Annotated in this window: 24 protein-coding genes and 6 pseudogenes; 16 read left to right on the top strand and 14 right to left on the bottom strand. The window is 68.6% G+C overall.

Going from position 1 to position 23,593, the window contains the following annotated elements; all coding sequences use genetic code 11:
• The first annotated feature begins 8 nt into the window (after positions 1-8).
• The 3 genes from AS594_RS38635 (at position 9) to AS594_RS38625 (ending at position 2,635) form a co-directional block, all read left to right on the top strand.
• Positions 9-839, top strand: coding sequence for a pectate lyase (locus AS594_RS38635; protein ID WP_069931246.1), 831 nt, complete (start codon positions 9-11; stop codon positions 837-839).
• A 902-nt stretch (positions 840-1,741) separates the two neighbouring features.
• Entirely contained in the window at positions 1,742-2,248 is a 507-nt protein-coding gene (locus tag AS594_RS38630) for an SRPBCC family protein (RefSeq protein ID WP_206281773.1), read from the top strand.
• 78 nt (positions 2,249-2,326) lie between these two features.
• Positions 2,327-2,635, top strand: a complete 309-nt coding sequence (locus AS594_RS38625) for a hypothetical protein (protein ID WP_069931244.1) — start codon at positions 2,327-2,329, stop codon at positions 2,633-2,635.
• Here AS594_RS38625 and AS594_RS48275 read toward each other — a convergent pair.
• Together AS594_RS48275 and AS594_RS48270 are read right to left on the bottom strand one after the other, a co-directional pair.
• A complete protein-coding gene (locus tag AS594_RS48275) occupies positions 2,619-2,858 on the bottom strand; it encodes a hypothetical protein (protein WP_420877930.1) in 240 nt (79 codons plus the stop codon). The genes AS594_RS38625 and AS594_RS48275 overlap by 17 nt on opposite strands.
• A 223-nt stretch (positions 2,859-3,081) precedes the next feature.
• A pseudogene (locus AS594_RS48270) lies at positions 3,082-3,210 on the bottom strand (TetR family transcriptional regulator); the annotation flags it as partial.
• A 54-nt stretch (positions 3,211-3,264) separates the two neighbouring features.
• Between AS594_RS48270 and AS594_RS47020 the strand changes: the two are divergent.
• Together AS594_RS47020 and AS594_RS47015 are read left to right on the top strand one after the other, a co-directional pair.
• A pseudogene (locus AS594_RS47020) lies at positions 3,265-3,447 on the top strand (NAD(P)H-binding protein); the annotation flags it as partial.
• Between the two features lie 107 nt (positions 3,448-3,554).
• Complete coding sequence (locus AS594_RS47015; RefSeq protein ID WP_240509377.1) at positions 3,555-3,887, top strand: SDR family oxidoreductase; 333 nt, start codon at positions 3,555-3,557, stop codon at positions 3,885-3,887.
• A gap of 460 nt (positions 3,888-4,347) precedes the next feature.
• On the opposite strand, the gene AS594_RS38610 is transcribed toward AS594_RS47015, so the two are convergent.
• Positions 4,348-4,977 (bottom strand): class I SAM-dependent methyltransferase, encoded by a 630-nt coding sequence (locus AS594_RS38610; RefSeq protein WP_069931242.1) that lies wholly within the window; start codon positions 4,975-4,977, stop codon positions 4,348-4,350.
• Between the two features lie 589 nt (positions 4,978-5,566).
• Here AS594_RS38610 and AS594_RS47720 point away from each other — a divergent pair.
• Complete coding sequence (locus tag AS594_RS47720; protein WP_338120231.1) at positions 5,567-5,782, top strand: hypothetical protein; 216 nt, start codon at positions 5,567-5,569, stop codon at positions 5,780-5,782.
• Positions 5,783-6,068: 286 nt separating this feature from the next.
• Here AS594_RS47720 and AS594_RS38605 read toward each other — a convergent pair whose 3' ends face one another.
• Positions 6,069-6,272, bottom strand: a complete 204-nt coding sequence (locus AS594_RS38605) for a hypothetical protein (RefSeq protein WP_069931241.1) — start codon at positions 6,270-6,272, stop codon at positions 6,069-6,071.
• Positions 6,273-7,008: 736 nt separating this feature from the next.
• Between AS594_RS38605 and AS594_RS43625 the strand changes: the two are divergent.
• A pseudogene (locus tag AS594_RS43625) lies at positions 7,009-7,122 on the top strand (IS21-like element helper ATPase IstB); the annotation flags it as partial.
• A gap of 136 nt (positions 7,123-7,258) precedes the next feature.
• Here the strand turns inward: AS594_RS43625 and AS594_RS45210 are convergent.
• A complete protein-coding gene (locus AS594_RS45210) occupies positions 7,259-7,591 on the bottom strand; it encodes a hypothetical protein (protein WP_069936126.1) in 333 nt (110 codons plus the stop codon).
• Here AS594_RS45210 and AS594_RS44210 point away from each other — a divergent pair.
• Complete coding sequence (locus AS594_RS44210; RefSeq protein ID WP_141746944.1) at positions 7,565-7,804, top strand: hypothetical protein; 240 nt, start codon at positions 7,565-7,567, stop codon at positions 7,802-7,804. The two genes, AS594_RS45210 and AS594_RS44210, sit on opposite strands and share 27 nt — an antisense overlap.
• Before the next feature lie 269 nt (positions 7,805-8,073).
• Positions 8,074-8,336, top strand: a pseudogene (locus AS594_RS42280) (IS110 family transposase); the annotation flags it as partial.
• A gap of 340 nt (positions 8,337-8,676) precedes the next feature.
• Here the strand turns inward: AS594_RS42280 and AS594_RS38595 are convergent.
• From AS594_RS38595 to AS594_RS47005, 6 genes are all read right to left on the bottom strand, one after another.
• Entirely contained in the window at positions 8,677-9,882 is a 1,206-nt protein-coding gene (locus AS594_RS38595) for a cytochrome P450 (protein ID WP_069931238.1), read from the bottom strand.
• A complete protein-coding gene (locus AS594_RS38590; protein ID WP_069931417.1) occupies positions 9,882-10,430 on the bottom strand; it encodes a cupin domain-containing protein in 549 nt (182 codons plus the stop codon). The genes AS594_RS38595 and AS594_RS38590 overlap by 1 nt, the downstream gene beginning before the upstream one ends.
• A gap of 1,135 nt (positions 10,431-11,565) precedes the next feature.
• Positions 11,566-11,943 (bottom strand): SH3 domain-containing protein, encoded by a 378-nt coding sequence (locus AS594_RS44205; protein WP_069931236.1) that lies wholly within the window; start codon positions 11,941-11,943, stop codon positions 11,566-11,568.
• A 596-nt stretch (positions 11,944-12,539) separates the two neighbouring features.
• Positions 12,540-13,841, bottom strand: coding sequence for a GMC family oxidoreductase (locus AS594_RS38575; RefSeq protein ID WP_240509376.1), 1,302 nt, complete (start codon positions 13,839-13,841; stop codon positions 12,540-12,542).
• Complete coding sequence (locus AS594_RS47010) at positions 13,730-14,227, bottom strand: hypothetical protein (protein WP_240509375.1); 498 nt, start codon at positions 14,225-14,227, stop codon at positions 13,730-13,732. Before AS594_RS47010 ends, AS594_RS38575 begins: the two co-directional genes overlap by 112 nt.
• The gene (locus AS594_RS47005; protein ID WP_240509374.1) at positions 14,224-14,925 is read right to left on the bottom strand and encodes a hypothetical protein; all 702 of its coding nucleotides are present in this window, start codon (positions 14,923-14,925) and stop codon (positions 14,224-14,226) included. Before AS594_RS47005 ends, AS594_RS47010 begins: the two co-directional genes overlap by 4 nt.
• A gap of 196 nt (positions 14,926-15,121) precedes the next feature.
• On the opposite strand from AS594_RS47005, the pseudogene AS594_RS38565 reads away from it, so the two are divergent.
• Positions 15,122-15,400 (top strand): annotated as a pseudogene (locus AS594_RS38565) (Tn3 family transposase); the annotation flags it as partial.
• A gap of 84 nt (positions 15,401-15,484) precedes the next feature.
• Here AS594_RS38565 and AS594_RS38560 read toward each other — a convergent pair.
• Both AS594_RS38560 and AS594_RS45205 read right to left on the bottom strand, forming a co-directional pair.
• Positions 15,485-16,705, bottom strand: coding sequence for an MFS transporter (locus AS594_RS38560; RefSeq protein WP_069931416.1), 1,221 nt, complete (start codon positions 16,703-16,705; stop codon positions 15,485-15,487).
• Between the two features lie 150 nt (positions 16,706-16,855).
• Positions 16,856-17,110: pseudogene (locus tag AS594_RS45205) on the bottom strand (site-specific integrase); the annotation flags it as partial.
• 828 nt (positions 17,111-17,938) lie between these two features.
• Here AS594_RS45205 and AS594_RS38550 point away from each other — a divergent pair.
• The 4 genes from AS594_RS38550 to AS594_RS38535 all read left to right on the top strand — a co-directional run bounded on the left by AS594_RS38550 (position 17,939) and on the right by AS594_RS38535 (position 21,787).
• Positions 17,939-19,696, top strand: coding sequence for a histidinol-phosphate aminotransferase family protein (locus AS594_RS38550; protein WP_069931234.1), 1,758 nt, complete (start codon positions 17,939-17,941; stop codon positions 19,694-19,696).
• Positions 19,693-20,496 (top strand): phosphatidate cytidylyltransferase, encoded by an 804-nt coding sequence (locus AS594_RS38545; protein ID WP_176741138.1) that lies wholly within the window; start codon positions 19,693-19,695, stop codon positions 20,494-20,496. Before AS594_RS38550 ends, AS594_RS38545 begins: the two co-directional genes overlap by 4 nt.
• A gap of 58 nt (positions 20,497-20,554) precedes the next feature.
• The gene (locus tag AS594_RS38540; protein WP_240509372.1) at positions 20,555-21,037 is read left to right on the top strand and encodes a TmrB-like protein; all 483 of its coding nucleotides are present in this window, start codon (positions 20,555-20,557) and stop codon (positions 21,035-21,037) included.
• A gap of 198 nt (positions 21,038-21,235) precedes the next feature.
• Positions 21,236-21,787 carry a Ku protein gene (locus AS594_RS38535; protein WP_079148916.1) on the top strand — a complete coding sequence of 184 codons (552 nt, stop codon included), beginning with the start codon at positions 21,236-21,238 and terminating at the stop codon, positions 21,785-21,787.
• A 117-nt stretch (positions 21,788-21,904) separates the two neighbouring features.
• On the opposite strand, the gene AS594_RS38530 is transcribed toward AS594_RS38535, so the two are convergent.
• The gene (locus tag AS594_RS38530) at positions 21,905-22,090 is read right to left on the bottom strand and encodes a hypothetical protein (protein ID WP_069931232.1); all 186 of its coding nucleotides are present in this window, start codon (positions 22,088-22,090) and stop codon (positions 21,905-21,907) included.
• Between the two features lie 149 nt (positions 22,091-22,239).
• Between AS594_RS38530 and AS594_RS38525 the strand changes: the two genes are divergently transcribed.
• The gene (locus AS594_RS38525) at positions 22,240-22,899 is read left to right on the top strand and encodes an HNH endonuclease family protein (protein WP_069931231.1); all 660 of its coding nucleotides are present in this window, start codon (positions 22,240-22,242) and stop codon (positions 22,897-22,899) included.
• Between the two features lie 37 nt (positions 22,900-22,936).
• Positions 22,937-23,500: an EF-hand domain-containing protein gene (locus tag AS594_RS38520; protein ID WP_338120230.1), complete on the top strand. Its 564-nt coding sequence runs from the start codon at positions 22,937-22,939 to the stop codon at positions 23,498-23,500.
• Positions 23,501-23,593 lie beyond the last annotated feature (93 nt).

Below are 23,593 nucleotides of genomic sequence, written 5' to 3'. Positions count from 1 at the left end.
GAATGGGCATGACTGCACGAACTGAACAGCGCGTCCGCCACCGTCGCCGGGTCACCGCGCGCCGTGCGGTGATCAGCGGAGCCGCCGCCCTCGGGCTGACCGGTGCCGCGATTGTCACCACGGCGATGCTGTCCCCCGCCGGGGCCGCCGCGTCCTGGCCCGCGGACACCGGCAGCAAGCCGGTGCCGAAGACCATCCCGGTCTCCGGTGAGTACGACGGCGGGATGAAGAAGTTCTACGGCACCGGCGCCCTGGGCGGCAGCGGCCAGGACGAGGGCCAGTCCCCCCTCTTCGAGCTGGCCGACGGCGCCGTCCTCAAGAACGTCGTTATCGGCACGCCCGCCGCCGACGGCGTCCACTGCAAGGGCAGCTGCACGCTGCAGAACGTGTGGTGGCTGGACGTCGGCGAGGACGCCGCCACGTTCAAGGGCAAGTCGGCTTCGGCGACGTACAACGTCATCGGCGGCGGGGCGAAGGAGGCCGACGACAAGGTCCTCCAGTTCAACGGGGCCGGCAAGCTCACCGTGACCGGCTTCCAGGTCGAGGGCTTCGGCAAGCTGGTCCGCTCGTGCGGCAACTGCAAGACGCAGTACAAACGCACGGTCGTGCTGAGCGACATCGACGTGACCGCGCCGGGCAAGTCGATCGTCGGCGTCAACCAGAACTATGGCGACACCGCGACGCTGTCGAAGATCCGGATTCACGGTGACGCGAGGAAGAAGATCAAGACCTGCGTGCGCTTCAAGGGCAACAACACCGGCAAGGAGCCCACCCAGCTGGGCAGCGGCCCCGACGGCACCGCGTGCCGCTTCTCAGTATCGGACATCACGTACAACTGAGTCGTACCACTGACTGACGTACGTCGGCGTCGTCGCCACAGCACGGCGGCGCCGCACCGCCGTCTCCTGGACCGTCACCGTCACCCGGACGGTCGCGCCCCATCGCCGCGCCGCGCGGGGCGGCGCAGGCGAGAGCCACCGCACCCACAGGACAGAGAGGGGCGGCCATGAGCCGCCCGGCCGACGTCGGCGGCGGCCACGCCACCGGCGGTACGGAACCCGGTACACGCCACCCCTACGCCCACCACACAGCTCTCCCGCCCCGGCACCGCGCCGCAACGGCTGGGCGTCGGCGGGGACGATGCTCGCCGGGGTGCTGATGCTGGTGGAAAGCGTGCTCGGGATGCTGCAGAGCATCGCGGGCATCGCCGAGGACGACGAGTACGGGTAGATCGGCGAGTATGTCTTCGAGTTCAGCGTGACCGCTGGTACTGCAGCCCGATATTGTTCAGCACGGCGGTCTCGGCGATCCGGGATCCCCTCTCGCGGTATGCCTGTAGCGCTTGCCGATGGTGCTCGTGGGCGTCTGGCCAGAGACCAAGCCGAGGCATGGATCGCATGGGCGAAAGCCACGTGCAACGCCCGAACCCCTCAATGGTTCAGGGTTACTGCCGGAAGTCCCTGCCCCCGCTGGGGGTTCCAAGCCGTTCTTGCGCGCAGCATCGCCGACCCGTGTCCGCGGAGATCCTTCCGGCGCGGAACCGGCAGCCGCTCGCGCGGGCTTCGCACCCACCATCCGTCCATACGTCGCGCCAGAGAGATCAGCGGCCGGATGCTGCAGCGCATCGTCGCCGAGACCGCCCGGGGCGCGCGGTCGCTCGACGACTGACCAGCAGAAACGAGGTTGGGACAGCGCTCTATGTGAGGCGAGGGTGCTAGCGTACGCCCGTTCACTCGGGAACTTGGAGCGCACCACCATGAAGTACACCGTCTCGATCGAGATCGCGCTGCCGCGGGAGAAGGTGGTCCAGCTGCTCGCCGACCCGGCACACCTGCCGAAGTGGCTGCGGGGTCTGGTGCTGCACGAGCCGCTGTGTGGGGTGCACGGGCAGGTCGGTACCAAGTCGCGGGTCGTGATCCAGATGGGGCGGCAGAAGATCGAGTGCACCGAGACCATCACGCGCCGGGAACCGGCAGACCTGCGCGATATCCCGACAGGGAGCGTCGTTCACTTCGACCGCGAGATCGTCGGCGAGGGCATGTGGAGCGCCGTGCGCGACCGGCTGACCGAAGCCGGTCCGGAGACGACGCTCTGGGTGAGCGAGAACGAGTACCGGTTCAGCCGCGTGCTGATGCGGCTGGTAGGGGTCCTGATGCCCGGTGCCTTCCGCAAGCAGTCGCAACAGCACATGCAGGACTTCAAGGCGTTCGCCGAGCTGGGAAAGGACGTCCGCGAAGAGAAGGACTGATCTGCTTGCGGACGGCGGTCGTCGACAGTCGATCTCCCCGGCCGGCGCCACCCGAACCTGCGCAGCAAGAGAAGCTGTGTGCCCCAACCCCTGTCTGAAAGTTTTGAGCGCGGCGACAAGGCCGCCCGGCACGCCGCCGTCCTCGCCTGGCAGTTCCCCCACACCCTCTACGCCGTGGCCAGCGCCGGACTCTGGCGCGGCTACCCGCCTGCTGACGCCCTCCGGCTGCCCGCGTCCGCAGTCGTGGCCCTCGGCTCCGCCGACGGCCACCGCAGCCGGTGGCTGCAGTACAGCCTCACCCAGGTTGGCCACGACGAGGACGGCGGCATGGTCCACACGATCATCCTTCTTCGACCGGGGATGTCGCGTGTCACCGCAGTTGGTTGAATGCCTGGTCGGCTTCGGCTATGGCCTCTGGTTGGACGTCGTGGGCGGTTCGACCGTCGGCGATCTTTTGCCAGTTGGTCCGGGCGAGCACCCGTTGGACCGCGAGTACCTGGGCGGCTAGCAGGCGTGCCTGGATGTCTTCGCCGAGGGCGTCGGCCAGTGCCTTCTCGTCCTCGAGCTGGTATCGCGTGAGCCGTCCTGCCAGGCTCGGTGTGGTGAACACCAGTCGATGGAACGCCACTACCTCGGGTGATCGTTGAGGCCGGTGACGGGGTCGTACCGATCGAGGCCGCCCGGAAGTGCCGGTGCAGCGCCGTCACGGCTTGATGCCGGACTGCGGTCACGTACGACGCGTGCGCCTCTCCTTGGTGGTCCGCGAACCGGTGCAGCACCAGGTCTTCCTTGGTGGGGAAGTACCGGAAGAGGGTCGGCTTGGAGATCTCGGCCGCCGCGGCGATGTCGTTGACGGAGACGCGGTCGAAGCCGCGCTCCAGGAACAGTGAGATGGCCGCGTCGCCGATGGTGTCGCGCGTCCGCTCCTTCTTGCGGGCCCGCAGTCCCGTCGGCTCGCTCATCTGACCACCGTAACATTCATTACCGGGTTGCGTTTTTAACCGAGTAACGTTTTCATGGCTGTCGTGAACCAGACAGACATTCCTCCCGTGCTGGTAACCGGGGCGACGGGCCGGGTCGGCCGCGTCGTCGTCGACCAACTCCTCGACGCGGGCGTGCCGGTCCGCGCCCTCACCCATCGCTCCGAGGCGGCGGCGACGCTGCCGGCGAAGGTCGACGTCTTCACCGGCGACCTCACCGTGCCCGAGACACTCGACCCGGCGCTGAATGGCGCCGGTGCGGTCTTCCTCGTCTGGACCGCCCGCCTCAGACCGCCGCGGCAGTCGTCGAGCGGCTGGCAGCCCACGTGCGGCGGGTCGTTTTCCTCTCCTCCCCGCACCAGACGCCGCACCCCTTCTTCCAGCAGCCCAATCCCATGGCGGTGCTGCACGCCGACATCGAGCGGCTCATCGCGGCCACCGGACTCGAGTCGACGATCATCCGGCCGGGAATGCTCGCGTCGAACTCGCTGGCCTGGTGGGCGCCCGCGATCCGGGCCGACGAGGCCGTCCGTTGGCCTTACGGCGCTGCCGAGACAGCACCCGTCGACGACCGCGACATCGCAGCCGTCGCGGCGCGGACGCTCCATCAGGACGGATACGCCGGAGGCGACTACGTCTTACGGGCCCCGAATCGCTGACCCAAGCCGCGCAGTGGGCGTCATCGGCGACGCCCTGGGGCGCCGGATCCCATTCGAAGAGATGACGCCGGACGAGTTCCGAAACCTGTCGCAGGGCACGGCGCCCAGCTCGGTCGTCGACATGCTGCTCGCCGCGTGGAGCGCGGCGGTCGGACAGCCCGCGTACATCACCACTGCGGTGGCCGACATCCTCGGGACGGCGCCGCGAACGTTTCGCCAGTGGCCGCCGACCACGCCGCCGCGTTCACGGAGGGTTCGCAGGGGTCGTAACCTCGTCGACTGCGATCTGCGCCCCTGGCTGCAGCTATCAGTCCGCTGTCGCCCCGGCCCCCCGCCTCCGGGATGTGCCGGGCGCGTGGGTGCGGGAGGCTCAGCGGCCCGGGGCATCACCTGCGGTCCAAGTGCGCTATGCCGCTGGGAAATTACACGCGGAGGGTGTGCACGTCGCCTGCAGGCGTCTTCAGGGGCGGCGGGCCAGCAAGTGGGCGTCGAGGAAACCTCGCTCGGAGGCCGGGTCGTGGAGCAGCTGGGCGAACGTGACGAGCCCGGCCTCGGCCAGCAACTCTGCGAACCGGTCCACCGGCCAGCTATAGGCGGGCGTCACCTTGTGGTCGAAGCGGACCAGCTCCGGTCCGTCGGTCGCGAAGAACGAGACCAGGAGCAGGCCCCCTGGTGCCAGAACACGTACCTGCTCGGCAAGCAGCGCGGGCAATTCCCCAGGCGGGGTATGGATCATCGAGTAGTGGGCCAGCACGCCGCCGAGCGCGCCGTCCTCGACCGGCAGGGCCTCCATCAGCGCCTCATCGAACCGCAGCGCCGGATGGGTCCGCCGGGCATGGTCGACCATGCCCGGGGAGAGGTCCAGCCCGAAGGCGTCCAGCCCCATTTCGTGCAACATGGCCGTCAGGTGTCCAGGCCCGCACCCGACGTCGGCTGCCCGCGGGTTCCCCGTCTCGCGCACCAGCTCGGCGAAAGTGCCGATCATGTTCCGTGAGAACGGGTGCGTCTGCAACCGATTTGCGAACATCGACGCATAGAGCTCGACGACCCCGTCGTAGGCCGCCCTGGTCTCGTCTTGGTGTCCCGCCACGGGGAAGAAGCTAACACCCGTGCCGTTCGCGGCCGTTCTCCGGCTCCGTGCTGCCCCTGGGGCTGATCGCATCACCTGAGTACGGGGCGACCCCAGTAGTTCGGAGAAGCTTCCTGGAGTGCCACGACGGCGCCCCGGCCGACCCGTCCAGCTACATCGCTCCCTGCCACGCCACCAGCTGGCCGCCTGAATCCGCACAGCGCAAATGCCCGGAACAGCCGCTTGCCGCTGCACGCGTGACGGCTGCTCCGGGCTTTCCCATCCCGTGTCAGGTACGAGAGGAAACCAGTATGACCATATTCGCCTTACCGAGGAAGCGCCTCCACATCACCGGGGCCGCCGTGCCGCTGGCCGGATGGACCGCCCACACCGTCGTCCTCCACCGGCGCCCGGCCACCGCCCAGCGCGACCTGCTGACCGGCACCCTGCGCCGCGAACCCTTCCTCGCACGAGCGCTACGACTCCTCGAGCGCCACCCCCACGACGCGGTCCTGATCCTCGCGGACGCTGACCACTTCAAAGCCCTCAACGACACTTCGGGCACGCCGCTGGCGATACCGCCCTCGCCGCGATCGGCGCCCGGCTCACCGTGTGGGTGGGCAAGCGCGGCACGGTGGGCAGGATCGGAGGCGACGAATTCGCCGCCCTCACCCGTCCCGTCCCCGCCACCGGCCCCTGCGCTTGGAGCACCTCGCGCACCCGCTCGCCCAGCCGCTCACGTACGACGGCGAGCAGCAGCCCCTCGCCGTATCCGCCGGATCCGCTACCCCGTACACGGTCGGCTCCCACGACCTGGCCGTGCTGATGCGCGCGGCCGATGCGGCGATGTACGAGGGCAAGCGGCACGGTGGTCCAGGCTCGCCCCCATCACGCTCAGGCGCGCAGTGTCAACGGCCGCCGCGAAGGCCGCCCCGGAACCCACGCCCGCCCGACCACCCACCACAGCATGACCGCCGCTCCGCGACCGGACACTGTCATGCCGGCCGGGAGCGGCGGCTGCTGGTCTGGCGGGACACCTGACCTGGCGGGCACACAGACGTCGCTACGCAGTCCAACCCGGGGCCAGCAGTAAGCCGGCCCCGGCCCGAGCGTTAGACCCCGCCCCTTTCCATGTTCCCCAGGCGCTGCAGCACCTTCGACGAGATCGCGATGGCCTCCCTTGTGTCTCCCGAAGCCTGGGCGGCCCTCGCCCTGTCGACCTGCTCAGCGATGGACTGATCGAAGCCCTCGGCTCCAACCGTGGCCATGAAGTTATTGATCTTCTGGAGGTTCAACGTCGCAAGATCGTCAGTCATGTGCGCTTCCCTTAAGGCCGACTACATACAGAAGCGATCGTGACACTCTCTGTAGCCACCCACAACTGTCCGCTACCCCAGATCGGTGCGAACCTCCACCCAGGGAAGATCACCACCCCCGGCCCCGCCGCAGGTGGTGAGACCGGCGCCGAGTGGTGCGCATGGTCTACGAGGTCGTCGCCTTCCAGGCCCTGCGCGACCAGCTCAAGTGCAAGGAGGTCTGGGGCGTCGGCGCCGACAAGTGGCGCAACCCCGACGAGGACCTTCCCCAGGACTTCGCCGAGCGCCGCGAGGACCGCTCTGCTCGGCCGGGAAGTCCACGTCGAGCCCGAGCCGCTCCAGCAGCCGCACGGTGGCGCTCGCGACGGACGGGAACAGCGTCGTTGACGCAGGTGACGAACAGGGCGACGTGCAACGTTCCTCCTCCGGCAGCACGCCCCTCGGTGTCAGGGCCACCGCAGCGTACTGGCCTTGATCAGGGGGGTGTTGTTGGTTTCCGTCCATTCCATGCGGGCCTTGAGGTCCTGGATGCAGATCTCGTGGCACGTGCGGATGGCGAGACCGGGAGCGACCCGGGACGTGTAGTTCTGGACCTGCGCGATGTTGCCCCGGACGGTGGCAGTGGCGTTCGTGAGGGAGACCGGGGGATGGGCGCGTCGGGGAAGGTGCTCCGCAGGATGAAGACGCCCCCGCCCTTGGCGAAGAGCGGCTTGGCCACCGGGTGGGGCCGGTTCGGACCAAGACCTTCACTGATGCTCGCCTCTCCACGGCCATCGTCGTCCGTCTCACATTCAGCGGCACGATCATCGAGACCGGCACGACCTCCTACCGCCTCTCGAGCACCCGGGCCGAGCCGAAGAACACGTCGCCAGTTGAAGAGCTTCCCTCCCGGCCTCTGGACACGCCCCCAGGGCCGGGAGGCCCGAGGTCAACCCGTTGGGTTTGGGCTGTGAGTCGTACGTCATGCCTCACCCCCGACCGCGCCCTCAGCCGAAGACGATGGCATGGCCGCTGGCGATGCTCGACTGGCATGCTGCATGGAGTTGGGCCCAGGCGAACTTCTCGGGCTCGAGCGGGTCGGTAGGCGGTATATCCACCAGTTTGGCCTGCTCCGCACGGGAAAGCCGTTCGTCCCCGTCTGGATGGATGTCGATCCCCGGTGCCAGCCAAACCAGCTCAGACCGCAAGCGCTGGCTGGACCCGAGCATTCCGTACCCCAGCACTTCCTCCTCTTCCGGCAGGAACAGCGGCTCACCCATGTCAACCGGCACGTAGTAACCCCCGTTGTCGGCATGGCAGAGCAGGTGGGACGAAAACATGGCCAGCTCGTCTTGGACCTTCTCCTGGTCCCGGGCGTACTGCTCGGCGTCTGCGGCGTGAGCCGGGGTGACAGCTTCCCCGCGCAGCCGCAGGACGAACGCACGGCGCAGGTGGCCCAGGTAGCCGTAGGGGAAGCCTCCGGCGTAGAGGAAATCGCCAGCGGGACCCGTGCCCGGTTCGCGCCAGGCGATGCCCTGCCCGGCCCCGGTTGAGCAGGGCGAAGGCGCTCAGGTGATGAGCCCATCCCTCGGGGTCGTTGCGGGCCAGGCCGTGCAACAACCCCACTGTTATCGAGACTCCCATGCGCGCAAGATTAAGAGGAGGGTCTGACACGGCAGCTGTAGTTCGTGACCGCTGACGTATCCATGCTGGTCAGTGGATAGAAGCCTCTCTCCAGGCGCATACCCAGCCGCGGCTTTGACGTTGAAATCTTGCACGCCAGTCCGTCTGCCCGACTGGATGATCGAACCCTGCGGCATGTGATCTGGCCTGTGAAGCGACGAGGATCAGCAACCGGCTGCGGGGCCTGCTGACGCAGATCCACCCGTCTCGGAACTGGTGCTGGGCCCGCGAGTGCAACACCCGGCCGTGCTCAAGCTCCTCACCAGTTCGGTTCACCGGCACAGCTCCGCAAGGACGCCGGCGGCTCGTGACCTTGATGCGTCCCAAGGCGCCGCGGATGGTCGAGCGTCTCGTCGAGACATCTTCACCGCACTGGACGAGCAGACCGTCGTCCCGGGCACAGCACCCCCGACGGTCGCAAGCCTCCCACCAGAGCCCGGACGGCCCGGACCCGCACGGTGAGACCAAGACCTGTGCGGCAGCCCCAGCGCCTCCAGCAGCGACGCGCGCATCTGCGGGAAGCCCGGCTTCACCCCGACCACCACCCACCGCCCCTTCACACGGGCCCTTCAGCGAGGAGGTGACGTTGGTATCCCACGGCGACCCTGTGCTTCAGCAGTGGCTGCGGGGCGGGCGCCGAACGCTACTGGTTACCGGTGAGGCGCAAACAGACCAGGACGCAGAAGCCACCAGGGCGGCCGATTGCCGCGGCAAGCCGGTGCCGGCCGGTGCACTTGGTGTTCTACCAGGTGACCGGTAGTGCCACCGGTCCTCGGATGAGTACGTCTTTCTGCCAGGGAACGGTTTTAGGGGCAGTGGCCAGCCGCAGGTCGGGGAGGCGGGTGAGGAGGGCGGTCAGCAGCAGTTCGCCTTCCATACGGGCCAGCAGTGGTGCCACGCAATGGTGGGGACCGTGGCCGAAAGCCAGGTGGGGCGGGCCATCGCGGTCGATGTCGATCCGGTGCGGTTCTGGGTAGCACCGTTCGTCCCAGTTGGCTGCCACGTATGAGACGTAGACGGCCTCGCCGCGGCGGACCAGGACGCCTCCCACCTCAACGTCCTCGGTGGCGATGCGGGCTTGTCCCACGCCGTGCTTGTGGGGAATCCAGCGCAGCAGTTCTTCCACGGCGGCCGGTACGGCGTGTGGGTCCGAGCGCAGCCGGCCCTTCAGGCTGTCGTCGGTGAGCAGGCAGTAGACCATGTTGGAGGTGTGGTTGCGCACCGCGTGCCAGCCGTTGAGCGCCATCAGCGTGGCCAGGGCGAGGAGTTCCTCTTCCTCGATCTTGCCGCTTTCGACAGCGGCTACCAGTTCGCTGATGAGGTCGTCCTGCGGCTGGAGCCGGCGCTCGCGGGCCAGTTCGAGGAAGAAGGCGCGAGCTTCCTCTTTGGCCTGCTGTGCGCGTTCGACCTGTGTTTCGTCCTTCGCCCGGGTCAGGACGGCGTCCGCCCATGTACGCAAACGCGGCTGGTCGGCTTCCGGCACACCCAGCACGGCTCCGATGACATGCATCGGGAAGGGGGAGGTCACGTGCTGGACGAGGTCAGCGGGCGGTCCGACTGCGACCATGGAGTCGAGGAGTTGATCGAGTACGGCTTGGGCGCGGGGGCGCAGGGCGGCCACGCCGGAGCGGTTGAACGCCAAGGAGACCACGGAGCGGACGCGGGTGTGGTCGGGCGGGTCGACGAAGCTGACCGCACGGTCCAGCGGGATGAGATATCTGTTCATGCTGGGCAGCGGCCGTCCGACGATGTCGCGGCTAAACCGGGGATCGGAGGTGACGAACCGGACGGCGTCATGCCGTGTCGCCAGCCAGCAGCCGCCGGGCGCTCCGTGCGGCAGCCGGATCCGGACGACTGGTTCGCCCTGCAATGCTTCGCGAAGGAAGGGGTCGAACTCGAGGGCAGCCAAGTCCGACACCTCGTACAACGGCGCGGTTACGTCCTTCATTACTGGCTCCTGGCCGGCTGGTCGTGGCGCAGCGGTGTGAGCTGCTCGATGTCGTAGCGGCGGCGCAGCTCGGCGATGGAGTTGTGGTCCGCAGGCCCGTCGGCGGACAGGATCTCCAGGAGGTCCTCGAAGTAGCGCTCGTGGTCCGGGGGCGGGGACGACTGGAAAAACATCCGGGCCGGGACGCCGGTGGGGTTGGCGAAGGCGTGCGGGCAGCCGGGCGGGACCAGGATGACGGTGCCGGGCGTGGCACGGACCACCCGCTCACCCTTCATCGACTGCCATCCCCGCCAGCCGTCCGTGCTGCGCACCCGTGGTTCGAAGGCCAGGACGTCGAGTTCGCCGTCCAGGACGTAGAACAGCTCCTCGCTGCGCGCGTGGACGTGCGCGCCAACATCGAAACCCGGGGGAACAAGCACCTCGAAACTCGATGCGAAACGCGACTGCCCGCCGGTCACTTTGAAAGTCACGTGCTGAGCGGCTGCACGGAGCGTACGGCCCTGACCAGGTTGCACGATCAAGCCGCTGCGCGGGGCCGTCGTCGTCAGGGGATCCGCCACCACCGGGCGCCCCGCAGCAAGGCTCACGGAGCCGCGCTCCAGTACCTCCGTGCGAACCCGGCCCTGACACCGGAGCCGAACCCGGCCAGCCCACCGCCCGCCCGGCCGCTGTACTCACCCAGCCCGCGGACCCGGGCCAACAACGCGTCGTACCTCATCACTGTCCCCTTTCAGCCTGCTCTTACCCGGTGCCTGTACGAGCCCCGGGGAATACCGGTCGTAATGGGCCGATTATGGCTAGCGAAGGTCCGGGTCATGGGGACTTTCGGAACGCGAGGAGGCCGTGGCGTGTCACAACCTCGGACCCCGCAACAAATATGACTATCCCGGCCAAAGATGCTCGAAGTCCTTGGCGGACAAGGTTCGGGGCGCTCGGACTAACCGGACCGGCTCGGTCGTGATCCAGGTCGTGGCGCCCTTCTTCCCCTGGTGCCGGGTCGACGGCAAGACGTACGAACGCCTCCCCGACACCCCCCGCGAGGGCTGGGACGAGATGCATGACTGGGTGGCCTCCTGGGGCGTCGCCAGCTCCTGGCCGATGGGCAAGCCCAACGGCTTCATCTCGAAGCGCGGGGCGGGCCACTTCGACACATCGCCGCTGTCGATGACGTATTCGAAGCCCGTCTCCCGGAGGGCGGCTCGCTGGCGGACCCGACTAAGGAAGCGAACAGCGGCCGTATCCCAGCGATCTGGGCGCCTCCACGCCAAGCGGGGAAGACGGCGCGCTGCGCCACACCAACGGGCAGATACTCGGAAGGCCCCCGTCAGCGGGGAGGACGAGGTCTCGTTGCCTGCGTATCGCCACGCCTGTCGTCGACGAGGCGCCGGGCGATGGGGCCCGGCAGGGGCACGGAGAGCAGGACAACTGGGGTGCCGATGTCGCCGAGCCATTGGAGCAGGCGCATGGGCGTGGCCGTATGCCTCGTAGGCGTGCGCTTCGTCGATGCTGTTCTTCCGGCGAGGCCGAGCCAGCGCAGGGCGTTGAACCGGACAGGTAGTGCGGCAAGGGTTCCTTCGCCCGATGTGCCGGTGGTGACGCAGGCGACCAAGCCGCGGTGGCGGCCTTTCACGGCGCTGAGAAGCGCCGAGCTTTTGATCAGCGACCCCTAACCCTCGCGGAAGGTCAGCGGCACCAGGCGATGGGGTTCAGGTTCTTGACGTAGCGGCCGGTAACCCACCCGCTACCGTGGCCCAGCTTGTACCAGATGCGGACGCCGTCGATCTTTTGGCCGTACGCCTTGCAGGCCAAGGGGATCTTGGCTCCTGAGCGGAAGCTGCCCAGCACGGTGGAGTGGGTGGTCGGCCTGCTACGGATCCATACTCCGGTGTTTGCGGTGACCCTGCCGTACTTGGTGTATGCCGTCGCCCCACTTGTCTGATGCGCCGTGGGAGCGGCGGTGGGGGTCTGGTCGGCCGCTGTTGCCTGGGTGGCCGCGCCGAGCAGCCCCAAGGCCAGACTTCCGACGGTCAGCGCGACTTGGGTTTTAAGGGAAGCAAGCACAGCAATCTCCTTCTGTGTGCGTTGACGCGGTCCGCCACGAACCAGGACGCAATCCGCGGATAGCGCCAGGATGGACGCCAGAGACACCGGACCGGGGCTGCCGTGCCGCTCACTCACTCGATGAGCCCAAATTCGCTGCATGCGACCCTGTCTTGTGCAGCATGCATTAAGGAAGGGGCACTGTTCTGCGCCTATGCTCGCCCCGGCGATGGCCGAGCCACAACACGGCATGAGCGCTATAAAGCCACGCCCAGGCCCCCGGGTCTCCCGATCGTACGAAGGACCGGAATCAATTCGCCAACAAGGTAAGGAGCCCTCTCGTCGCGGGAATATGCTTCGTCCGCCGCCGGGAAGGTGTTAGCAGAGCTTCACCGGTTGGCCGCTGACTGGGCTGAACGGTGCTCTCGTCGTTCCTTGGGGGCTTCGGCCCCTCAAGCGGGCGCAGCAGCCAAGGGTTTGTCGCGCACGCGGCCTGCCTCGCCTTGCCATCGCGGTGCTGAGGACCTGTGGATCAGGGATGTTGTGTCACACGCATGCGCCCGGGCAGTCAGTGCCCGGGCGCTGGCGCATCTATTAGAGGCGGGGCGTTGACCGTCTCACTGGACAATGGCCCTCGAGACCGCCAGGGCTGCGGCCATGATGGTCAACTGGGGGTTCACCTCGGGGCAGCTGGGAAGTACCGACCCGTCCGCGATGTGTACGCCGTGAACGCCCTGGAGTTGTCCCCGCTCGTCGGCCGGGAACCGCTGCGGGTCTCGCCCTGCCGCGACCGTGCCAGTGGGGTGGAAAGCGGACAAGTGGAGGTCACGGGCGGTGACGTGGTCGAGCATGGAGTCCAGTTGCTGGGGCGATTGCAGTCGTGGGGCTCGCGCAATGCCGGTGAGGACCTCCTGGGCACCGGCCGCGAACAGGACGCGGGTCATGGCGCGTACGGCTGTGACCAGTCGAGTGGCGTCGTGAGGGTGGAGGTCGTATCGGATGAGGGTGCGGTCGCGGCCTAGCACTCTGCCTGAAGGGTGGTCGGCGATCATTGCTCCGAGGGTGGCCAGGTGCCCGGCACCGTCCATGCCCGCCCTGAGTTCTCGTCCGAGGCCGGGCAGGATGAAGCTGCTCATGCCCGGCGGGGTGGCGGTGGCTTCCAGCAGGACACCCTCTGCGTGCAATTCCTCGATGCCGACGCTTTGGAGCACTCCCTCCCAGGCGGTGACCTTGTGTGGAAACCGTCCTGCGACGCTGGTGGCGGGGTGGACGCTCAGATCTTGTCCCAGGCGTGGGTGGCTGCCCAGTCCGGAGCGGCGCAACAGGGGCGGGGACTGCAGGGCGCCGGCCGCTACCACGATGAGGGGGCTGAGTATTTCCAGTTCGCTTCCGTCCGCGCGCCGTACGTGGACACCAACGGCTGCCGGACCTCCCGGGCGGTCTGGGTCGCTCAGGATCCGCAGAACACGGGCGCCCGTGACGATGCGTGCTCCGGCGGCGCAGGCGTCGGGCAGGACGGAAAGTTGTACGCTCTGTTTGGCGCCGGTGGGGCAGCCGACAACGCACTGGCAGGAGCCCTTGCAGCCTGGCGCATTGCGCCGCAGTGGGGCGGCTCTCCAACCGAGATGCTTCGCGCCGTCCAGGGCGAGCAGCCCGTTGTTGCCCAGGACGTCTCGGGGCTGGGTGGCCACCTGCAGGGTGCGTTCGACCTCGTCGAGGAGAGTGTCGAAGCCGTTGGTGTTCCAGCCGAACTCGGAGCTCCAGCGTCGCAGTACTGGGGTGGGGGTTCTGTAGCACGTGCCGGAGTTCACGATGGTGGTGCCGCCAACAGCGCGGCCGGTGGGCAGAAGCAGCGGGGGCCCGCCGAGGGCGGCGGTGGCGCCGCCGTGTCGGTAGAGGCGGTGCTGCGGGTGGGCCACTCTTCGGCGGGGACGCAGTTGAGGGGTGGGTCGGGCGGGGCTATCGGCGGTGTGGAGGGAGGCTGGTGAAACATGCGTTCGGTGCCGGCGGCCAGGAGGACGGGTACCTTCAGCAGTTCGAGCAGGGGTGCCAGGCGACGGTGTCCGGCGAGGCAGGTCACGACGTACTCGCGCTCTCGGGGCGTGAGGGTGGCGAGGGTACGTCCGGTGGGAGCGAGTGCGTAGCCATCTACTGCGGCTGCTGCCACGCGGACTCCGGCCCGGGCGGGGACCGGCATGGTGGCAAGCACCGCGACCAGACGTTCGGGGACGTGGATGGTCCACTCTTGGCCGGGCTGTGTGGGGTCGGCGGCAAGGAGGGCGGCGACCAGTCCAGGTGCTGTCACCTGTCTCCCACCTCGACGTGCGCGGTGCCGTCCAGGTTCCAGCTCGCTTCCGGCCGCCACCGTCCCCACCAGCGTTCCAGGCGTATCTCGGCGTCGGCACGTTCGCTGTTTCGGCACACGGCGGGAGAGCCGTCGGGGTCGACGTAGTCGAGTGCGAGGGTTCGGTCGGCGGGCAGGGTGACCTTGACCCGGATGCGGCGCAGTCCTGATCTGCCGGTCACACTCCATGTGGGAGTGGTGAGGTCGGTGCGAAACCGTCCCACGCCCGCCCAGCCGATGGCGGTGCGCTCGGCGCGGCGGGGCCAGGTCCGGCCGTGGCGGCGCAGGCGTAGAAACACCAGTGGGAGCAGGGCGCGCAAGCCCGCCCGGATGGAGACTGCGGCCACGATTTCGAGGGCGTCGCCGCCTCCGAGGTCGGCGTGGAGCCAGCCCCAGCGGTGGGCGTTGCCGTGACCGTAGATCCGTGCGGATGCGCCCGGTGCCTGGCGAAGGGTAAGGGTGCCGGCGGGGTGGCTGAAGGTGCCGTCGTAGTGGGCTCGGGCGGCCGGGAGCATCTGAGTGGCCGGGAGCAGAGGGTGCCGCCAGGACCAGCGGGGGAAGGTGAAAATGGGTGCGCCCTGGAGCGTTTCGGTCAGGTCCCAGGCGAACGGGCCTGCGCTTCCGGTCAGCTGGCCCGGGCGGGCGGACACCTTCTCCATCGCGAAGCCGTCGACTGCGGGTTGCCAGGGTTCGGGACCAAAGCGGATGTGCTCGACGGGACCGTCGGTGGGAAAGTGCGCCGCCCATCCGTGAGCATAGGCCGCAGAGCCGTCCGTCGGCGTGATGAGTTCATGGTGCAGCCACAGGCCGCTGCCGGTTTGTGGATCGGTCGCGGTGGTGTACCAGACCTCGGTGCGCTGGCAGCTCTACCAGCGCTACCAGGACGGCATGGAGGACCAGATCGGCGCGCTCGGCCTGGTCCTCAACGCCCTCGTCCTGTTCAACACCCGTTACATGGACGCCGCCCTCACCCAGCTCCGCGCCGACGGCTTCGAGGTCCGCGACGAGGACGTCGCCCGTCTCTCGCCATTCGTCCGCCACCACATCAACGTGTTGGGCCGGTACTCCTTCCAGCTCCCTGACCTGCCCGGCGGAATGCGGCCCCTCCGTGCCCCGGATGCTGCCGACGAGTAGCGAAACGCGGCGGGCGCGGCCGGATGCGCCCGCCACTCGACCTGTGGTGGGGAACTCGTGGGATCGACTATGACCTCGGGCTGGCTATGTGTTGGCCGCCTTGATGCGGACGGCTCGGGCGCGGACCACCAAGGGCCGGGATAAGACAGTGATGGCGATGGAGACGGCGGCCACAGAAGTGATGGCCGTGCCAGCAGTGAACTGCTGGGCAATGCCGCCAGCGATCGCGGCTCCGATACTCTGCCACGTCATCCGGCCGGCGGACTCAACTCCCTGGACCTGGCCACGGACCGGATCAGGGGTCAACTCCAGAAGTCGCTCCTGGAGCGGCAGGGTGGCGGCGAAGCCGGCACTGGCGATGAACACCGCGGCTGTCGCCACTAGCACGGGCGGGTGGATGGCGAACAGCAGGTAGGGGACGGCGAGCAGCAGTCGCAGGGCGAATGCACAGCGGCGTCGCTGCTCGGCGGTGAGCAGTCGCCCGACCGTAAGGTCACCGAGGAGCATGCCTGCCGATCCGGCGGCCAGGAAGACGCCGGCGTGATTGGGGGCGTAGGAGATGAACAGGGCCTCGCAGCCGACGATCAGGCCATTGGGGACCCACAGGTTCAGCAGCAGCGCGCGTTGGCCGGAGTGGGAGAAAAGCTCGATGTTCGTCGTCCAGGTCTGGCGCAGTCCAGGGCGACGGGTCAGACGGATCGAGTGTTCCCGGACAGTCACCGCCACAATGATCAATCCAACGCCGGTCAGGGCTGTCGCGACGGCGAAGACCTCTTGCGAGCTCAGGTACCGCACAAGGACGGCGCCGATGGCGTAGCCGAGGATGACCATGCCTCCCGAGGTGATGTTCATCAGCGAACGTGCTAGTGCATAGGTGGAGGTTGGCACCACCTCGGCGAGCAGCCCCATCCGCGCCCCCGTTCCCAGGGACTGGAAGAACCCCAGTACAAGAAGCAGACCGAACCGGGCGGCGAGCGGAAGCCCTGGAACCGCCTGTGCGGCAACACCTACGAGCGAGACACACTGGAGCACGACGAGAGTCCGGCGAGGACGGCCTCCGTCCGCGACCGACATCAGCGTCAGCGCACCGAGTACCGTCGCGAACGTGGCGCCGTACATGCTCACAGCGGTCAGGAACGGGGACTTGGTCTGCTGGCTGACCAGCGTGCCGAGCGCGAAGCCCGACAAAGTGCTCGCGGCGACCGTCAGTGTGAAGCTGGCGTACAAGCCGACGAATTCACGGTTGCGGAGCAGGTCACGGTACGTGGTGGGAGGTGTTCGGGAGGCAGATGCGTCAGAAGGCATGAAAAAAGCCTCCGCGCGCACCCAACCCGGGGCGCCGAAGGCCAACTCGCGAATAATAGCATCTGCCCCAGGCCCACCCACGACCCGCCATCATCAGAGCGGGTGGCGACACGGACGCGGACACGCACCGGCCACAGCAGCACCGCACATTCAACGGCAGCTGTCGCCGGGGGCGAGCAGACTGGTCAGCTCCGAGATCGCCTCGGGGGACGGCTTGAAGTAGCGGCGGACATTCTCCGGCTTCTTATGCCTTGACTTTGCCATCAGCATCAGCAGGGAGGCGCCCTGCTCACCGAGGTGGGTCAAGGCGGAATGGCGGAACTCGTGCAGGTCCCAGCCGGTCCCCGGACCGCGCACGGCCGTGTGCTCGTCCAGCAGCGCACGCGCTTGGCCGTAAGAGAGGCGTGGCGTCGTCCGGGTCCGGGTAGACCAGGGCGGCCCATCGGCTGGAGTTGGCGCTGCGGTCGACCGGCACGTAGGCGTGCCCGTCCCAGTACCAAACCGGGTTCGGCGCGAAGGCCTCGCGGGGCAGGTCGCCGGCGGCCTGGCGGACCCATGGCGCTCGCGCCGGCCACGCGCCGCGCTGCTCCATGTCAGCACCGAGAACGTCGGCGCTGCTCGGCGCGTTGAGACACGGCTACTCGTCCTTCTTGTGCTGCCCGTTGGACGGCAGTGGCGTCGGCACCTGGACGTCGGCGCCGCCCGGTGGCGGCGTGCCCTGGCCTGGGTCCGGCTGGGGCTTCTCGTGCTTGCCCATGATGTCCCCTGCTCGTCGCCTACTGGGTGCGGGCCATGCTGACGCACAAGCAACCAGGGCGGAGGGGGCATTCTCAGCCGCACCAGCCAATTTACGGGCGTGGAGGCCAGGTTCGGGGCGACGCGTACGAAGTTGCTGTGGCCGGTGACCGGGTACAGCACCGCTACCGTAACCTGCCGCGCCGGAGGGCCCGCTCACCGATGGAGGTCGTTCGCGACCGCCCGCCCGCTATGGCGAGACAGCACCGCCGGTACGGCGCAGAACGGCCCTGGCAGGGGGAGCCTGAGACAGCCGGCAGCTCGATGCAATGATCGCGACGGTCGGGGCCACAGGACACGGGAGCACAGCAGCCTGGACATCGACGACCGGAACCGCCTGAGTACGCGTACTCAAACAGCCCGAGCTGTCTGCCCCTGCTGCCCGCGAGCCGGTCGCGGCCACACTGGACCGCCTTGTCCCCGTACGAAGAGGTTCCGATGAGCCGTCTCCTCAGCCTGCGTTCCGCCACCACCGGCGACCAGTCCTGGATTCATGCATTGCGGCACCGCGTCTACGCGGAGGAGCTGGGCCAACACCTGCCCAATGCCGAGGGGCGGCTGGTCGACGGGTTGGACGGCGACAACGTCTACCTGGTCGCCGCGCGGTGTGCGGACCGGGTCGGGTTCGTGAGCGTGACGCCTCCGTGGGCGGGCCGGTACGGGCTGGACAAGTACCTGACCCGGGCCGAGCTTCCGCTCCTCGACGAAAGCGACGTCTTCGAGGTGCGGCTGCTCACCGTCGAACCCGACGAGCGGACCGGCACGGCAGGCGCGCTGTTGATGTACGCGGCGCTGCGCTGGATCGCGTCCCGGGGCGGGCGGCGGGTGGTGGCGATGGGCCGCGCCGACCTGGTCGGCATGTACCGGGCGGCGGGTCTGCGTCCCGTCGGCCGTACCGTCCGCAGCGGTCTGGTCGACTTCGAGGTGCTCACCGGGGAGGTCGCGGCTCTGACGCGGGGTGCAGCGGGGCGGCATGCGGCAACCCTGACCCGGTTGGCAGCCGGCGTCGACTGGCAACTGGACGCACCGTTCGCGCCCCGGCCCGACGGCTGTGAGCACGGTGGGGCCTCGTTCACCGCGATCGGCGCGGACTTCCGCACGCTCGAACGGCGTCACGAAGTGGTCGCGGCCGACGTCCTCGACGCCTGGTTCCCGCCGGCTCCCGGAGCGCGGGCAATGCTCACCGAAGAGGCCGGGTGGGTCTCCCGCACCTCACCACCGACCGGTGCCGAGGGCTTGCTCGCGGAGCTCGCCGCGGTCCGCAGCCTGCCCCCACAGACACTCGCGGTCGGCGCCGGCTCCTCCGACCTAATCTTCCGTGCCTTCGGCCGGTGGCTGACATCGACGAGCCGGGTCCTGCTGATGGACCCCGGGTACGGCGAGTACGCCCATGTTGCAGAGCGAGTGATCGGCTGCTCCGTGGACCGGTTTCAGCTGCGGCGCGAGGAGGGTTGGCGCATCGATCCAGCCAGGTTGTCGGCGGTCGTCGCCGACGGGGCGTACGACCTCGTGGTTGTCGTCAACCCGAACAACCCGACCGGCTGCCACGCACCGGCCGCCGAGTTGCGCGCGGTAATCACCGCCGCCCCGCCCCGGACCCGCTGGTGGATCGACGAGGCATACCTCGGCTACGTCGATCCCGTCGAGTCTCTCGCCCCGTTCGCCGCACGGGACCCACGCGTGGTGGTCTGCACCTCGATGTCCAAGACGTACGCCCTCTCCGGCGTGCGGGCTGCATACCTGGTGGCCGAGCCGGGTACGGCGGCGGAGCTGCGCCGATGGACCCCGCCGTGGGCGGTCGGTCTGCCGGCCCAGCTCGCGGCGGTGGCGGCCCTGCGCGACCCTGCGTACTACACCAGCGTGCTGCGGCGCACGCACGAGCTGCGCCGCCAGCTGGCCGCTGACCTGGCCGCAGCGGACGCGTCGGTCACAGTCGAGGAGTCGGTGGCCAACTTCCTGACACTCACGCTGCCGCCGGGCGGGCCGAGCGCCGCATCTTTGGTCGCAGAGTGCCGGCGCCACGATGTGTACCTGCGGGACCTGTCGCCGCTGTCGTCGTCGTACGAGGGCCGGACCGTGCGCGTCGCGGTCCGCGACACCGGCGAGAACGCGCGCATCGTGACCGCCTACCGCGCCGCTCTCGGTGAACTGCGCGCGAGCTCCTTTGTGTTGCCGGCCGTCAGGGCGGCACAGTGACCTCGGTGGCCACGCTGGCACCGTGGTTGGGTGGCGCACTGCTGGTGAGCGGTGTGGCGGTGGGGGCGTCGCAGCGGCGGGAGTTGATTGTCCGGTGGTGTGCATGGGCGGTGGGCGTGCCGGTGGTGACCGCCGCATTCTGGTGGGGACGCCCCGGGATCGCCCTGCTCGCCGTAGTCGTCGCGGTCGTCGCGGTGCTGGAGTTCGGCACGCTGACCCGGCTGCCTCGCACCGACCGGGCGGTACTCGCCGCGGCCGTGACAGGATTGATCGGCGCCGCCACGTTGGCGCCGGAGCACGTCTGGCGGGTGGGCGCCGTTGGAGCCCTCGCACTGGTTGCCTTTTCGCTGGCGGACAGTGACGCCCAGGACGGCCTGCGACGGCTCGGCACCGGTCTGCTCGGCTTGGTGTGGCTGGGCGTGCTGGCCACGTTGGCGCCGCTGGGTGCGCTTGGGCTGGCACTCTTCGCCGCGGTGTCGATCGCCGACGTGGTGGCGTACTTCGCCGGCCGGCGGCTGGGCGGGCCCCGGTTGTCGCGGCTGTCCCCGGCCAAGCGGTGGAGCGGGACGCTGTGTGGCGCGGCGGCGGGCCTTGCCGCACTCGCGCTGCTCTCGGCGTGGAGCTGGCCGGCCGTGGCCGCGGTGGCCGTGGGCGGGCCGGCGGGCGACTTGCTGGAGTCCCTCGTCAAGCGCGGCGCCGGGGCCAAGGACTCGGGCCAGTGGCTGGCAGGCGCCGGAGGGCTGCTGGACCGGATCGACTCACTCGTGGGCGCGTTGGCTGTGGTCGTCGTGCTGGGGTGAGCGGGCTCGCCGTCCAGGGGGATGAACTCGTAGCGGTGCAGGCGCGGCCAGTGGGGTTGTGGGCGTAGGTGTGGGTGCGTGTGCCTGCTTCGTCGACAACGCGCTGCGAGAGACCGTGGAAGTGCCGACCGGCGACTTCCAGGATCTTCGGCTGTGGCGGCGGCAGGTCTCCGACCTGTCTGTGGGGCTGGTCGAGGAGTACCGCCGCCCGGTCCTGATCCCCATGACCTTGGTCAATCCCCGGTATCTCGGTGAGATCCTCGGCGCGCTGAAGGCCGCAGGCATCGACGTTCACCACTTCTTCCTCAAGGTCCCCCGAGAGGTCCTGGAGAAGCGGATCGACGGACAGAGCTTCACCCCGAATGACCCTGCACAGGACGAGCGGGTCCGGCGCTGGCGCACGAACAGGATCGAACCGTGCATGGCAGCGGCCGACACCCTGCCCAACGACACGGTGTTCCTGGACGGCGAACTGACCCCACAGGAGCTGGCCGTTCAGGTACTTGCCCGGGTCCCAACCCGCGGGCCATCCGGCACCTGATCGCGGTAGTGGTTCAGCGGCCGCTTCTCTGGGGGATCACGGTGGCTCGGCGGTGGGCAGCCGAACCAACCGAGGCCATCCGGGCAGAGTTTCATGCAGATACCGGTCATCAGCGGGCCGTGCCAGTGCAGCAGGAGTTCGCCTCCGCAGCGGGAGCAGGGCCGCTCGGGCTGTTCGTCTTCACTCAAGTCCTGAGCAGTGCGGGCGAGTTGTTCCTCGCTGACGTGGTCGCGGCTGCCTTCCGGGTGCCCCAGTCGGTCACCTGGGCCGCCTCCCACCGCTCGTCGGTTAGCTTTGCGCAGATGGGACCGGCGGGCCTCAACCAACCGAGTAGGGGCGATCGGTTGCCCCGAACGTTGTGCATCTCGAGGATCGCGCTACCAGAAGGTGCGCAAGCTCGACGGCCAGGTGCTCGACCAAAGCAAGACCGACCGGGGCTACGAGGTCACGAAGGACACCATCGTCGAGATCACCGATGAAGATCTTGACAAGACGCCGTTGCCCACGGCGAAGGCGATCGACGTGGTCGCGTTCATGCCGACCGACAGCATCGACCCACTACGCATCGGCGACAGCCACTACCTCGCCGCCGACGGACAGGTCGCGACCCCACACGGGCAAGTCGATTGTTTCCACTCCATGCGCTGGCCCGACGACATCCGCTCACCCACCCCCTTCAAGACCACCGAGGTGGAGGTCGACGATGCGGAGGTTGACGCGGCCATCGACCTCATGGAAGCCATGGCCTGACGACATCACCCGCTACCGCGAGGCCCTGCAGAACTTGCTCGCCGAGAAGGCCAACGGCACCCATCCTCTGGCATGGAGTGACCGGCCGCGGCGCCGGTCGTGGACCTGATGGCGGCGCTACGCCAGTCCGTGGAACTTGCCCGCGAATCCCGTGGCGAAAGCCACGGCGAGGACGCGACCGTGCACGACATCCCTCAGCGCACGGTGAAGAAGCCTGCCCCAGGAGACGGCCAAGAGCCCGGCGAAGAAGACCGTCGGCCGCAAGCCGCAGTCGGCGCAGCCGGACGCCCGCTCCTCGATCACAAGCTGACGCCTGCGCGCCGCTCCGAGGTCTGCTCGCCGCAGACATCGGCCCGGGGGCATCGTTTCTGCGGTGAATCTCACCACCCTGGCGGGTGAGCAGCACGGCGTCCCGGGCAACCGGCGGGCCGTAACACGCTATCCATACGTTCGTGATCAAGAACCTGCTGCGCGCCGCTACGGCTGCCGCGCTCACCCTCCTGCCCGTCACCGCCTCTTCCCCGGCGCACGCCCTCGAGACGCTCCCGCTCAGCGTCGCGGTCCACCAGCTCGATGTCGCGGACGAAGTACGCGAGGGGTACACGCGCGACAAGTTCCGCCACTGGAACACCGGCCAGAACCCCACCGACGGATGCAACACCCGCAATGAGGTACTGATCGCAGAAGCAGTCGAGCCGCCGACCGTCGGCCCTGGGTGCAAGCTGACCGGCGGCACCTGGTTCTCCTACTACGACGCCACGACCGTGTCCGGTCCCTCCGGGCTCGACATCGACCACATGGTTCCCCTCGCCGAGTCCTGGGATTCCGGCGCCTCAGCCTGGACCGCGCAGCGCCGCGAGGCGTACGCCAACGACCTGGGCGCCTCTACCTCGCTGGTCGGCGTCACCGCCAGGTCCAACCGCAGCAAGTCCGACCAAGACCCCGCCACCTGGATGCCACCGGCCGGCGACGTCCACTGCCAGTACGCGGCGGAATGGACCGCAACCAAGCTCCGCTGGGACCTGACCGCCGACCCGCAGGAACAGGCCGAGCTGATCGGCCTCGCCGAACAGTGCCCGACAACCGAGGTCCACTTCGACCCCGCGCCGTGAGCCCAGCAGAAGAGCCCAATGACAGGCGTGCAGCTGCATGTGGCAGGGCTTCACGTATCGACCGGAAGCCAAGTTTCACGAAGGGATCGTTTTGGACGCCATCGCCGCCAAGAGGCAGATTTTCTCCATGCTGGACGTGGACGGTGACGGAGTCATCTCCCGCCAGGAGTACCTCACCCGCCCCGAGCGCGCGGCCGCCGTGGCAGGACGCGACGTCGACGATCCTCTTGTCTCCGTCGCCCGTGCGACTCATGAAGAGGTGTACGCGTCGATGGACGCGAACGGCGACGGGAAGGTGAGCTTCGAGGAATACGCGGCATGGGCCGGTGCAGAGGCATTCGATGAGGTCTGCCGGCATGCGCTGGGCTCACTGTTCGACCTCGCCGACATCGACGCGGACGGAACCCTGAGCCGGGCGGAGTTCACGCGGCTGCGTGAAGCTCTCGGCAACCCGATCGACAGCGCCGAGGCCGCGTTCGACGCACTCGACGCCGACGGCGACGGACTCATCGACCGGGACGCGTACCTGGCCTCGATCCGTGCCTACGTCACGGACGGCACGTCACCCATGGCCCAAGCCCTCCACAACTACAACCGCTAAACACAACCACGATGCCCCCTGCCCTGCCTGCCGGGAGGCAGGGGTGTCAGGTGCCCCAGCCTGCAGCGATGTAGCTCGTCGCCCCCGCCCGGG

This window comes from Streptomyces agglomeratus, assembly GCF_001746415.1.
In the GTDB taxonomy this organism is placed as follows: domain Bacteria; phylum Actinomycetota; class Actinomycetes; order Streptomycetales; family Streptomycetaceae; genus Streptomyces; species Streptomyces agglomeratus.
This window is presented reverse-complemented; position numbering and strand designations above follow the sequence as displayed.

What these genes read in the sequence shown, in the direction of transcription:
- AS594_RS38635 (WP_069931246.1), top strand. Translation starts at nt 9, where the DNA reads ATGACTGCACGAACTGAACAGCGCGTCCGCCACCGTCGCCGGGTCACC.
- AS594_RS38605 (WP_069931241.1), bottom strand. Translation starts at nt 6,272, where the DNA reads ATGACTGACGATCTTGCGACGTTGAACCTCCAGAAGATCAATAACTTC.
- AS594_RS44210 (WP_141746944.1), top strand. Translation starts at nt 7,565, where the DNA reads ATGGCAGAGCAGGTGGGACGAAAACATGGCCAGCTCGTCTTGGACCTT.
- AS594_RS45210 (WP_069936126.1), bottom strand. Translation starts at nt 7,591, where the DNA reads ATGTTTTCGTCCCACCTGCTCTGCCATGCCGACAACGGGGGTTACTAC.
- AS594_RS38595 (WP_069931238.1), bottom strand. Translation starts at nt 9,882, where the DNA reads ATGAAGGACGTAACCGCGCCGTTGTACGAGGTGTCGGACTTGGCTGCC.
- AS594_RS47005 (WP_240509374.1), bottom strand. Translation starts at nt 14,925, where the DNA reads ATGGAGAAGGTGTCCGCCCGCCCGGGCCAGCTGACCGGAAGCGCAGGC.
- AS594_RS38560 (WP_069931416.1), bottom strand. Translation starts at nt 16,705, where the DNA reads ATGCCTTCTGACGCATCTGCCTCCCGAACACCTCCCACCACGTACCGT.
- AS594_RS38550 (WP_069931234.1), top strand. Translation starts at nt 17,939, where the DNA reads ATGAGCCGTCTCCTCAGCCTGCGTTCCGCCACCACCGGCGACCAGTCC.
- AS594_RS38520 (WP_338120230.1), top strand. Translation starts at nt 22,937, where the DNA reads ATGTGGCAGGGCTTCACGTATCGACCGGAAGCCAAGTTTCACGAAGGG.